The organism is Flavobacterium tructae (genome assembly GCF_001853485.1).
Lineage (GTDB): Bacteria > Bacteroidota > Bacteroidia > Flavobacteriales > Flavobacteriaceae > Flavobacterium > Flavobacterium tructae.
This window is the reverse complement of sequence record NZ_MIKE01000011.1, coordinates 1,228,929-1,242,114: the sequence shown is the minus strand read 5'-3', so window position 1 is coordinate 1,242,114 and position 13,186 is coordinate 1,228,929. Positions and strand designations below refer to the sequence as shown.

Annotated in this window: 9 protein-coding genes; 5 read left to right on the top strand and 4 right to left on the bottom strand. The window is 34.9% G+C overall.

Annotated features, from left to right (window positions below; genetic code table 11):
* Positions 1–48: 48 nt before the first annotated feature.
* Complete coding sequence (locus tag BHE19_RS07340; protein ID WP_017496198.1) at positions 49–381, bottom strand: helix-turn-helix transcriptional regulator; 333 nt, start codon at positions 379–381, stop codon at positions 49–51.
* Positions 382–1,035: 654 nt separating this feature from the next.
* Here BHE19_RS07340 and BHE19_RS22745 point away from each other — a divergent pair.
* The 4 genes from BHE19_RS22745 (at position 1,036) to BHE19_RS07320 (ending at position 6,696) form a co-directional block, all read left to right on the top strand.
* A complete protein-coding gene (locus tag BHE19_RS22745; protein WP_017496200.1) occupies positions 1,036–1,206 on the top strand; it encodes a hypothetical protein in 171 nt (56 codons plus the stop codon).
* Between the two features lie 89 nt (positions 1,207–1,295).
* Positions 1,296–4,727 carry a hypothetical protein gene (locus BHE19_RS07330; RefSeq protein WP_070906516.1) on the top strand — a complete coding sequence of 1,144 codons (3,432 nt, stop codon included), beginning with the start codon at positions 1,296–1,298 and terminating at the stop codon, positions 4,725–4,727.
* 63 nt (positions 4,728–4,790) lie between these two features.
* On the top strand, positions 4,791–5,381 hold the full coding sequence (locus tag BHE19_RS07325; RefSeq protein ID WP_070906515.1) for a hypothetical protein: 591 nt from the start codon (positions 4,791–4,793) through the stop codon (positions 5,379–5,381).
* Positions 5,382–5,619: 238 nt separating this feature from the next.
* Entirely contained in the window at positions 5,620–6,696 is a 1,077-nt protein-coding gene (locus tag BHE19_RS07320) for a glycosyltransferase (protein WP_017496203.1), read from the top strand.
* Here BHE19_RS07320 and BHE19_RS07315 read toward each other — a convergent pair.
* The 3 genes from BHE19_RS07315 to BHE19_RS07305 all read right to left on the bottom strand — a co-directional run bounded on the left by BHE19_RS07315 (position 6,693) and on the right by BHE19_RS07305 (position 10,173).
* Positions 6,693–7,997 carry a porin gene (locus BHE19_RS07315; protein ID WP_070906514.1) on the bottom strand — a complete coding sequence of 435 codons (1,305 nt, stop codon included), beginning with the start codon at positions 7,995–7,997 and terminating at the stop codon, positions 6,693–6,695. The two genes, BHE19_RS07320 and BHE19_RS07315, sit on opposite strands and share 4 nt — an antisense overlap.
* Before the next feature lie 174 nt (positions 7,998–8,171).
* Complete coding sequence (locus BHE19_RS07310) at positions 8,172–9,251, bottom strand: sensor histidine kinase (protein WP_017496205.1); 1,080 nt, start codon at positions 9,249–9,251, stop codon at positions 8,172–8,174.
* A gap of 238 nt (positions 9,252–9,489) precedes the next feature.
* Positions 9,490–10,173 (bottom strand): response regulator transcription factor, encoded by a 684-nt coding sequence (locus tag BHE19_RS07305; protein ID WP_017496206.1) that lies wholly within the window; start codon positions 10,171–10,173, stop codon positions 9,490–9,492.
* A gap of 230 nt (positions 10,174–10,403) precedes the next feature.
* On the opposite strand from BHE19_RS07305, the gene BHE19_RS07300 reads away from it, so the two are divergent.
* Positions 10,404–13,178, top strand: coding sequence for a TonB-dependent receptor (locus BHE19_RS07300; protein ID WP_070906513.1), 2,775 nt, complete (start codon positions 10,404–10,406; stop codon positions 13,176–13,178).
* Positions 13,179–13,186: the final 8 nt, after the last annotated feature.

Genomic DNA, 13,186 nt, shown 5'->3' with positions numbered 1-13,186 from the left:
AAAAAAATACTATTTTAACTACTTTTCTTCTATTTCTTAAAATAAAAACTACACCTTCTTCAGATCGCGAATGGTTTGTTTCAACTCTTTTATACGTTCTTCATATTCCTCAATTATTTTACCCGATAAATGAGCGGTGGTAGTGGAGGAACCCTCTCCATTCAGATCCTGTTTTTTATGTTCAACTTTCAATAAATCCTCGGGAATTATCTCAAAAATTTCGCAGATTCTTAAAATATGATTCGCCCATGAACTGCTTTCACCACTTTCCATTCTGGCATATGCTGATTGTGAGATATGAAGAAAATCTGCCACTTCTTCCTGTGACATTCTCTTATTTTTCCGAAGTATTTTAAGCTTGTTTCCTACAATTACATTCATGATTTAGCAAATTTTTCCGTCCAAAATAATAGAGGACACTTTTACATATATATACTCACAAAAAACAAATAATTTTTAAAATAAAAAAACATATGCCAATTTCTTATTAAAAATACCCGATAATCACATAATAGAGAACCTTACAAAATGTTAAATTAGCGCCACCGAAAAACAAATAAATAATTTCTTGTGCTTAACCACGCCCAGGAATTTGATTAACACCAAAAACACTAAACCCAAAAAACCATGACCCGACCAGTCTTATTTCTCTGCCTTTTGATCATTATTATAGCATTAGGATATCGCTTTAGTAGAAAAAACAGTTAAATCATTTTATCAAAATCCCCCTCCTCTGATAAAAACTTAACCCTCGAAAATAATGGATTTCAATACTAAACCTACAAAAGAAACCCAAAACAACTGGAACCGCGATCCAAATAATTGGATTTGGGGAATTTTTTATTACAATCCTCTGGATAAAAGATTATTTCCTGCAAAAAAAATTAAGCAACTTAGGTGGACCATAAATTTTGCAAACCCCAATTCAATATGCACCGCTATAGCAATAATCGCTGTACTACTAATTTTCACAAGAAACTCTTAGTACCTGAATTCAAAACAGCTGATTATTATTTTTAAATCACCCTTAAAAACATGAAACTTTTTATACTCAAATATAGCATTGCTGTTATAAGCTGTCTTTATCTGGCCTACTTCTTTTACAATTCAGAACGTGCCGGCAGCATGATCAAAACGGGAACCGCTCTTGTTTTAGCACTTTCTATTTTTATGACGATGTGCTGCCAGATTAGAAGCGGAAGATAACGCTGATCAATCATAAGTTAGTCTGAATTACAGACTCTTTATTTCCCAATTATAAATACTACTTTTGATTTTTGAGAGTTAAAGTATTTATGTTGAAAAAATTACTGGTTCTTACTATTTTCATCTGGTTTTCCGGGCTTCAGGCACAGGAAACGGTATCTTCGTACAAAACCAGGAAAATAATTGCCCGTCGGGATACTATTCATCTTGAAGAAGTAAGTATCAATTCGGGATTCTTTCAGCTTTTCAATACCAAAAACGAACCTCTCGATTCTACCTTTTATAAAGTTGATTTTAAAAAAGGTACTCTACTCCTCAATGAAAAACTTGTCACAACAGGTGATACTTTATTGGTCAATTATTTAAAGTACCCCGATTTTCTCACCAGGGAATATACTTTATACAAATCAAATCAGGTCGTATCCAACGACATTGGTACTGAAAAGCTGTATAAAATTGATAATGCTGTCACCAAAAAAGTCACTCCGTTTGATGGTTTAAATACATCCGGAAGCATTACAAGAGGGGTAACTGTTGGAAACAACCAAAACACTGTTCTAAATTCCAATCTGGATTTGCAGATCACAGGAAAAATATCCGACAAAATTAGTTTACGAGCCTCCTTACAAGACAGCAATATCCCCCTTCAGGATGGCGGTTACTCTCAAAAACTGGATCAGTTTGATAATATCTTCATGGAACTTTTCACAGACGACTGGAATATTCGAGCCGGAGATGTTTTTTTAGAGAACAGAAAAACTCAGTTTTTAAATTTCAATAAAAAAGTTCAGGGGCTCTCGGCCAGTTTTAATTTTGGTACCGACGAAAACAAAACCAACATTTTTGCTTCGGTCGCTTTTGTAAAGGGACAATATGCCAAAAGTACTTTTACAGGCCAGGAAGGAAATCAGGGACCATATAAATTAAAAGGACAAAATGGTGAATTATATGTTCTGGTAATTTCAGGCTCTGAGCGTGTTTACGTCAATGGTGTTTTACTGAAACGTGGAGAAAATAACGATTATGTGATCGACTATAATGCCGGTGAAATTACTTTCACTTCTCTTTTTACGATTACTTCCGAAATGCGAATTAATGTAGAGTACCAGTATTCTGAACGAAATTACAACAGACTCGTGACCTACGCAGGCGGAACTCACGAAAGCAAAAACTGGAGTTTTGGCGGTTATCTCTATTCTGAAAACGACATGAAGAATCAGCCCTTACAGCAAAATCTTTCAAAAGAGCAGGTTCAGATTTTAAGTCAGGCCGGAGATGATCCGAATTTAATGAAAGCTCCTTCGGCCTATGAAGACAGCTATGCCGATACTAAAATACTTTACAAAAAAAAGCTAGTCAATTCTGTCGAAATTTATGAATATTCAAAAGATGCGAGCACTGTTTTATACAACGTAAAATTTAGTCTTGTCGGAAACAATACGGGTAATTACATCATTCAGAACAACAATTCGGTAGAACGCATTTATGAATATGTAGCTCCTGTTAACGGAATTTTACAAGGAAATTATGAACCACTTGTAAATCTGGTCGCCCCTATAAAATTGCAAGTTGCTACCTTTTTAGGAAAATACAATCCGGACGAAAAGACCCTGGTTGACTTTGAGATTGCAGTAAGCAACAACGACAAAAACCTGTTCTCTAAAATAGATGATGCTAATAATGACGGTATCGCTATTAAAACCAACATCAAAAAACGTCTTTTTACACGAAGCTGGTCCTTGGATGCCTTTGCAAACTATCAATTCGTTCAGGAAGATTTTAGGTCTGTTGAGCGTTTGTACAATATCGAATTCAACCGTGACTGGAATTTAAACGAGATACTTTTGGGGAACCAAAACATGTTGATCACAGGACTAAATTTTGATTTATTTGCCAAAAAAGAGACTTCCAATATTGGATTGTTTACCTATCAATTTGAGAAGTTAGATTACTCCGAAAGTTATTCCGGATCGCGTCACACCTCAACAGCACTTTTTAAACTGCAGCAATGGACGATCGAAAACAGGGGCAGCTTCCTGAATTCAGATGCTATAAATTCTACTTCAAAATTTATCCGGAATCAAACCCGAACTAAATATCATTTTGGTAAAAACTGGGTCGGCGCCAGTATGCAGCTTGAAAACAATCAGCAGAAGAATAAAATCACTAATCAGTTTTCGGCTTTAAGCCAAAGATTTTCAGAATATGGTGCTTTTATTGGCCGTGGTGACAGCACTAAAGTTTTTGTTGAAATTGGTTATTTGCAACGTCGAAACGATAGTTTGCAAAACGGATTTTTAAAGCATGTAAACAATTCTCAAACTTACTTTTTAAAATCAAAATTGATTCAGAATAAGAAAACGGATCTGGCCGTATATGCCAGCTATCGCAAATTGGATTTTACAGATGCTTCCCGAAAAAATGAACCTTCGTTAAACTCCAGAATACTTTATAACGATCGTTTTTTTAATCAGCTTGTGCAAATTGGAACCACCTATGAAACCAGTTCAGGAACGATCGCCCAACAGGAGTTTACCTATATTGAAGTTCCGACGGGTCAGGGTGTTTATACCTGGAACGATTACAACGGAAACGGAATTCAGGAACTAGAAGAATTTGAAATTGCAGCCTTTCCCGATCAGGCTCGCTACATCCGAATCTTTTTACCAAATCGGGTGTACATCAAAACCAATCAAAATAGATTCTCCCAATCTGTGGCATTAAACCCATTGCAATGGCAGAACGAAACTGGTTTCAAAAAACTCCTCTCTTATTTTTACAATCAGACATCCTTTATCATGGATCGTAAAGTAAAAAGTCAGGGAGAGCGTCTGGAATTGAATCCGTTTAATTCTTCAGAAGAAAATATTCTGGGACTTAATTCGAGTTTCAGAAATAGTCTATACTATAAACGCGGCAAACAAAAACATTCTGTTACTTATACTTATTTGGTCAATAAAGGTAAAAGCCTGCTTTCGATCGGATCGCAAAATGTTCAAAACAATTCACATCAATTGCAATACACTCATTTGTATCGAAAAAGCTGGCTGTTTAACTTCTTTACCAAAACGATTAAAACCGACCTGGTTTCTGAAGATTTTGTCGAAAAAAATTATGATATCACAGGCTACCAAATGGCTCCCAAAGTGAGTTATTTGTTCTCAAAAAACACCAGTCTGGATTTCTTTTTTGAGTTTCAGAACAAAGAAAATCAGATAGGAAATTTTGAAACTCTGGTTCAAAATCGATTGGGAACTTCTTTTTCGTTTGCGGGAGAAAAAAAAATAACGGTAAACGGAGAATTTTCTTTTTACCGGAATAAATTCACAGGAAATGAATTTTCATCAGTAGGATTTCAAATGCTCGAAGGGCTACAGGCCGGACAAAATCTGGTGTGGAAGTTTCTTTTACAAAAAAATATAACTCAGTTTTTAGATGTGAATTTAAATTATCAGGGACGAAAGAGTGAGACTGGTCCGGTAATTCACACCGGAAACATACAGCTCCGCGCTTATTTTTAACAGTTTACGAAAATCATATTCATAAATTGTTTAATTTTAGTAGGAATTTAAACTTGTAACATTATGAAAAAATTATTAGTACTTTGTTTTGTAGTTCTTCTGTCTTCTAATTTCTATGGGCAAGATGTAACTACAAAAGCAGTGAAAAGCAAAACCGAGGCTGCTGCGAAAAAGAAAAAAGCGGAAGCAGATAAAGCGAAAGCAGACGCTAAAAAAGAAACTGCAAAATCCAAAAAGGCAGCTGATGATGCCAGCAAAGCGGCAGCAAAAGCGACAAAAGAGTCTGCAAGCGCAGCAAAAAAAACGGCCGACAAACAGGCAACCAAAGCTAAAAACGAGGCCACAAAAGCAAAAACTGATGCTGTAAAAGCCACAAAAACTGCTGACAAAGCGGCAAGCACAAAAGCCGCCGGTGTAAAAGCTGAGGCAACAAAAACAGCAGCAAAAGCAACTGAAGCTTCAAAAGCAGCACAAAAAGACGCCACTGCTGCGAAAAAAACAGTTTCGAAAACAATAAAAGAAACAAATGAAAAAGCTCCAAAAGTAGCCGATAAAGTAACTGGCGAGTACAATGGAAAAAAAGTATATACCGGACCAAAAGGCGGTAAATACTACATTAATAAAAATGGAAACAAAACCTATATTCAGGATTAAAGTTCCTTTTACCAATATCTGAAAGGGGTTACTTACAGTAACTCCTTTTTTTGTTTATTGAGAAACCAAATATTCGTTAACATACAAGTAACTTTTCCTTCCAAACACTACTAATTCCACAACCTAAACAACGAATTATATGGGCTGAAGACCCTTATAGAGTTAATAATTTAGTAATACGTACGAAATAACATAAAAAGCATATTTCTTTATCTTCGTTTTTAAAAAGTGTTACACTATGAGCATTGACTATTCTGCGAACAAAACAATTTTAGTTGCTCCATTAAACTGGGGATTAGGTCATGCGACAAGATGCATCCCTATTATAAAAGCACTTCAGGAAAACAATTACATCCCGATAATTGCTTCTGACGGTGTTGCGTTAGCATTGTTACGAAAAGAGTTTCCATACATTCAAACCCTTGAATTACCATCTTATCATATCGAATACGCCAAGAATGCTAAAAACTTCAAATGGAAGCTGATTAAAAACCTGCCAAAAATGATTGTTGCCATCCTTGACGAAAAAAAAATCGTAAAAAGCTGGATCAAAAAACACGGAATAGACGGTATTATTTCGGATAACCGACTAGGGGTTTTCAGTAAAAAAGTTCCTTCCGTTTTTATGACACATCAATTGAATGTCATGACCGGGAACACCACCTGGTTCACCAGTAAATGCCATCAGCATATCATAAAAAAATACACAGAGTGCTGGGTTCCGGACACCAATGACACGGTAAATCTAACCGGAGAACTGGGGCATCTTAAAACGGATGATCTAAAATTAAAATATATTGGTCCATTGAGCAGAATGCGTAAAAAGGACACTCCAAAAGTATATGATCTGATGATTATCCTATCAGGACCTGAACCTCAGCGTACTTTTTTGGACGAAAAATTACAGAAAGAAGTTGTCAATTATAAAGGTAAAGTAGTGTTTGTTCAAGGTATTGTGGAAAAAATACAAACCAAATGGCAAGCCGGAAATGTTACGTATTATAATTTCATGAATTCTAAACAGCTGGAGCAGACTTTTAACGAAAGTGAATTTGTCTTATGCCGCTCCGGTTACACGACTGTAATGGATTTGGCAAAATTAGGCAAGAAAGCCTTTTTTATTCCAACTCCGGGGCAATACGAGCAGGAATATCTGGCCATAAAGCTTCAGAAAGAAAATTTAGTACCTTATGCAATGCAAGACGACTTTACGATTGAAGATCTTTCAAAAGTAAAGTCGTTTAAAGGTCTGACTCAATTTAACGATACGATAGACTGGGATACTTTGTTTACCGTTTTTGAGGATGAAAACTAGAAGTTAAACTGTGCCTGCAAACGCAATAAGTTTCCTTGTTGTCTGTTCACAGGAAGTGCACTGTCCTGGAAAGTTCTGTCGGCAATCACGTATTCCGCCGTAAGTTCAAAGGCTTTTAGAGGCTGCCATTCTATACCAAATTCATAATCTCTAACGACATAACTTCTGGCATCTTTCTCATATTTCTTCCCTCCGTCGTAATATTGAAATTTGGCGAAAGGATAAATAACTTGTTTTTTAATATCTAATTTGTAGTTCAGTAAAACATAACCACCGTCCAGATCTGTTTCGTCGACTGCGTTTGTTACTGAATTGTATCTTGGTCCTTTTCCGATATTGTACTCTGTCTGAATTCCGAAAGGTCTTGGATACAGTACAAAAGTTGCTCCAACCCTTTGATCTTTTACGTGCTGCGAATTGTTCACTTTAACTCCTGATGAAATTTCACCTGAAAAAGCCCATTTTCCGGCATAAGCCTGAATTCCGGGTTCGATAATCTGACTTCCAATTACAAATGGGTACGTTACTCTTGCCACCACATTCAAATCTCTGTTTCCATCTAATCTATTCGCAATCTGTCCATTATAAACTCCAAAAGCGAAAACACCATAATCACCTGATCCTTTGTAACCGTCTTTTACCAACATTTCAAAACGCTCTCTGATTTTAGCCGGTGCCCAATAAAAGAACATTCCTAAATCGCGCTCGTTTAATATGGCACTGTTTAACGCATCGTTTCGATCTAAAGTTAAACGCTGTCCGCTTGACTGCATATTCTCAAAACCGTATGGTATTTTACTCTGCCCGACACGTAATCTGTACTCTCTCTTCTTATCAAAAGAAAGGTCAAAATATAAATCACGAACCTGAACAAAATTCTGAACTCCTGTAACCGGAGAACTCGCAAAATCAGGTTGAAAATAAAAAAATACATTTGGATGAACCTGACCGGAAAACACTAAACGTGCACGTCTGATAAATAAACCATTGTTTGCTTTTGCATCCGGGGCCGTAGAAGTTGTCCCCCATGATCTGTCACACTGATCACACGATACTTTATCATTTGTAGAAAACAAACCGTTGTATCGTATCTGTGCATAACCTCTTAAAGAAATCTTGTCGTACCAACGATCTTTATTCGTTTCATCATCATTCTTTTCGGATTCAGTATCCGGCAATTTTGCTTTGTTGATTGAATCAAGAAGACGTACTACTTCTTTTTTTACCTCTTCTTTACTTAAATCCTGTGCGTTTGATACACAAGTAATTAGCAACAGAATTGCTATTAGTTTTATTTTCATTCTTTTTGTTTTCTGATCCCTTAATTTTTCGAATGCAAAGATCCATCACCTATGTTAAGATATCATTAACAAGGTGTTACTATAACAAAAAGGAATTGTTTCGAAATGGTTACGTAAATTTTATTAGTGTTAAAACACTAGATTTCACGGTACTTCACTCCAACAAGCTTACAATTATTTAACTTCGGCTTTTACGGTTTTATTTGCTTTTTCAAGCGTAAAAGAGAATTCAGAACCAATTCCGAACTCACTTTCTACATATACTTTCTCTTTATGTGCTTCAATAATGTGTTTTACAATAGCCAATCCTAATCCGGAACCGCCCTCTGAACGGGTTCCACTTTTATCAACTCTGTAAAAGCGTTCAAAAAGTCTCGGAATGTTTTGTTTTTCAACACCTTCACCATTATCACTAATACGGATCAGTACTTTTTTCTTGGTTAGATTAACAACTCCCACCTCAGTCAAACCACCTTCTTTACCATACTTAATAGAGTTCACGATCAGGTTTTCCAGAACTTGCTGAATTCTGTCCTTATCTCCGCGAATGATTACTGACTTAATGTTCTTGCTTTCAAACGCCAGTTTAATTTTCTTTTTGTCGGCTTTCATCTCCAATAAATCGAAAACGTTTTGAATCAGTTCTACAATATCAAAATCACTCATGATTAAATCCAGGTCTCCTGATTCTAATTTGGTAATCATGTCCAGATCTTCAACGATATAAATCAATCGCTCAACCCCTTTCTCCGCTCGCTTTAAATATTTTTTTCGAATATTCTTATCTTCCATAGCGCCATCCAGCAAAGTTGAAACATAACCCTGAACCGTAAACAAAGGCGTTTTCAGCTCATGCGAAACATTTCCAAGAAACTCACGTCGGTATTGCTCCCTGATCTCCAGCATTTCAATTTCCAGCTTTTTATCGGTGGCAAACTTTTTCACTTCACGCGAAAGTGTTTCCATATCAGTAGTTATAGGCTGATTGATCAATGTTGTTGTCTCTAATAATGAAACCTCATCGTATATCTTTTTGACTCTTCTGTAAATAAAACGCTCCACACGGTATTGCAAGACCAGGAACGAAAAAGCATAAATGGATATTATAAAGATTATGGCGAATGCAAATTGATACTTTAATTGGTTTTTATAAAACAAAGACATCAATATCATCACAAATCCTGTTGCAAAAAGACTTATGTATAATGCTGACTTTACCGCAAATTTGTATGTTTTTTTAAAATTAATTTTCATTGAAATTATTGGGTCATTAAGAGATTAAAAAAATTAAGTTTTGTTTTTGAGTACTATTTTCTCAGGCAAAAGCAGAAAAGGATTAACTCAAAAACCATATAAGAAAATGAAGATTACACAAACTTCAATTCTTATATGGTTTAAATGTATTGAATATTTTAAAACAATTTGAATGAATTTAGATCCCGACTAAAGTTCTTAGTAACTTAACTTCTCAGAACCTCAGCACCTTAAAAATCTAAACTTCAAATTTATAACCTACTCCTTTTATTGTTTTAAAAAGGTCTTCTCCAATTTTTTCGCGAAGTTTTCGAATATGAACATCAATCGTTCTTCCTCCTACTACAACTTCATTTCCCCAGACTTTATCGAGAATTTCATCTCTTTTAAAAACTTTCCCCGGTTTTGAGGCTAACAGGTAAAACAATTCAAATTCTTTTCTTGGTAAGGCAATCTCAACGTTACCTTTAATGATTTTGTATTCTTCACGGTTAATCTCTATTCCGCCTACATTTAGGGTATCACTTACGACTTCTTGTTCTTTTAACCTTCTTAACAGCGCCTTTACTTTGGAGACCAATAATTTCGGTTTTATTGGCTTGGTAATATAATCATCTGCACCTGCGTCAAAACCAGCTACTTGTGAATAATCTTCACTTCTTGCTGTAAGGAATGTTATGATAACATTATTTAATTCGGGAATTTTTCTAATGTGTTCGCAAGCTTCCATTCCATCCATTTCTGCCATCATTACATCCATAATAATCAATTCCGGCAATTCTTTCTGAGCCTTTGCAATTGCTTCTTTTCCGTTAGAGGCAGTTACAATCTGGTAGCCTTCCTGAGCAAGGTTATAGCCAACGATTTCTAAGATATCTGGTTCATCGTCAACTAGTAAAATCTTGGTTTGTGTTTTTTTCATAAATAGCAAAAATTGAGATTTTTACATCAAATTTTCTTTATTATACATTCGATGATTTTCATTTGAGATGGTAAATATACTAATAAAACGACCGTTAAAAATTGCGGTTAACGGTAATTTAATCTGGTAACAATTTGATAATCTACACGACACGAAAACATAACAAGTGGCTAACATGAACTTTACACAGCGTCTTTTTCTTTGCACAAAAATTTAAACACAACACTGAAATGAAATTCAATTTAAAATTTCTATTTATCACATTATTCATCTGTACGATTTCGATCGCACAAAACAAAGGTACGATTTCTGGTGTATTAACCGACAAAGAAACCAACAATGAAGCCCTACCTTTTGCAAATGTTTTATTAAAGGGAACCAACATTAGCGCAAACACTGACATTGAGGGAAAATATTCCTTAAATGTAAATCCGGGAAATTATATCATTATTTTTAGTTTCGTTGGATATGAATCTGTAGAAAAGCCAGTTACTGTAAAAGCAAATGAAACAATCACTGTAAATCAGGTACTTTCGTCAGGAAGTTTTACACTTAAAGATGTTGTTGTAAAATCATCGGCAGTAAACAAACAAAAAGAATCTGCACTGCTATTGGAACAAAAAAATGCAGTAGCATTTAAAGCTGCAATTGGTGCTGAAGAAATTTCAAGAAAGGGAGTTAACGATGTTGCAAATGCTGTTGCTAAAGTAAGTGGTGTTTCAAAACAGGATGACTCGGGAAATGTTTTCGTAAGAGGATTAGGAGATCGTTATAATGTTACTACTTTAAACGGCCTTCCTTTACCATCCAACAATCCGGCAAACAAAAATATTTTGTTGGAAATTTTCTCTACAAATATTGTAGACAATATCGGAATTAGTAAAACTTTTGAATCTCAAAATTATGCAGATTTCGGAGGAGCAAATATTGATATTAGCGCAAAAAAATTCAATGGAAAACCATTCGTTACTTTTTCAATTGGAACAGGAGCTAACACAAACGTATTAAGTCAGGATCAATTTTACTTACAAGACGGACCAACTTATACCGGATTTAAAAAAGTTGGTGTTCCTAATGCTCCACTTCAGCCATATAGCTATGCAACAAGCTGGGACAGACAAGCAAACAAAAATATATTAAATGCTTTTTATACGTTATCTGCCGGTAAAAGATTTACTATAAATGACGAAAGTTCAATCGGTACTTTTGTTACCGGTTCATTTAGCGCAAAAAACAAATACACAGAAGGATACAGCAGAGGAGGAATTACTTCTGATGGAGACATCTTCTCTGACTTTATCAGAACGTCTTACAAACATAGCACCACTACAACTGTTATGGGTACTGCTGATTATAAAATCAACAACAAAAATTCAATCTTTTTTACTTCTTTATTCTTAAATTCAAGTGATCAGGATTACAGTGAGTACGAAGGAACAAACCAGAATTTTGACGGTGGCGGAGACGCTCTTCAACAAATTTCAGGTTTTATCAAACGTGGAACTTTTGAAAGAACTCAATTAATTGTAAATCAATTAACAGGAAAAAACAAATTCAACGATCAGTGGAATTTAAACTGGGGAGTAGGATACAGTATGTCTAACAGTTCAATTCCGGATCGTATGCAAAACTCTTTTGTATACGCCCCTAATGCTAAAGATTATACATTTTTCACCAACTCTAACATCAACAATCACCGATTCTTTCAAGACTTAAAGGAAAATGAAATCGCTGCAAATATTGCATTATCGTATAATTTCAACAAAAAAAGCGATGATACCTACAAAGGAAAAATAACTGTTGGTTATTCAGGAAAGTTCAAGGATGTAGATTATAACATGGAACAATATTCATTCTTCCCGAACAGAACTACCATTTCTTTCCCTAAAGAAGATATTCATCATGTAGACAAGTATTTAAATCAAGCAAACTGGGGTTCTTCTTATTCAAACAGAATTAACCAAGTGTACAATGGAAATTTAGATATTAATGCTGCATTCGCAAATGTTCAATATTCTTTAACGGATAGATTAAGTGTAATATTGGGAGCAAGATTAGAGCAATTAACTCAAAATGTTTTCTATATCACCACTACTGTTCCAAATGGTGATAATTCTAATGATTCAAAGTTTAACATTTTACCAAGTTTAATCTCAAAATACACCTTGACAGATAAGCAAAATTTAAAATTCTCTGCAAGTAAAACGTATACACTTCCTCAGTTTAAAGAAAAAGTACCAATTATTTACGAAGATGTTGCACAAGCATACGAAGGAAACCCAAGATTATATGCTTCAACAAATTACAACTTCGATTTAGGATGGGAATTCTTCCCGAAAAGTTCAGAATTAATCTCTGTAACGGCTTTCGGAAAAATTATTCAAAATCCAATCAATGAAATGTTCCTAAACTCTTCTTCAAATGATATTTCTTATGCAAATACAGGTGATAAAGCAACAGTAGCAGGAGTTGAAGTAGAATTTAAAAAAGAAATTTTTGAAATTGAAAAAGACAACAACTTAAAGACAAAACTTACTTTTGACGCAAACGGATCTTATTTATACACAAACCAAGACCTAAGCAATGATAAAGTAAACAACGAAAATGATTTTGGAGCAAACTTTACTTTTACAAAAAGTAAATTAACAGGAGCTTCTAATTTTTTAGCAAATGCTAACTTATCATTTTTAAATGAATACAGAGAAGGAAAGGATTTCAGCGCAACAATATCTTATTCTTATTTTTCAGATAAATTAGCTGTTATTGGAACTTCAAGAGTAGGTAACCTGGTTGACAAAGCTGTAAACAAATTAGACTTTATCGCTAATGCAAGTTTAACTAAAAACTTAAAATTAGGTCTTATTTACAATAACATCCTGAATCCAACTTTCAAGCGTGTACAAGAGCAGGGAAAAGTACCAGGAAAAGAATCTATTGGTGATATTACCGCAGTTTCATATAAAGCAGGTTCAGATTTCAGACTTACTTTAAGCTACACATTCTAAAAGAAACG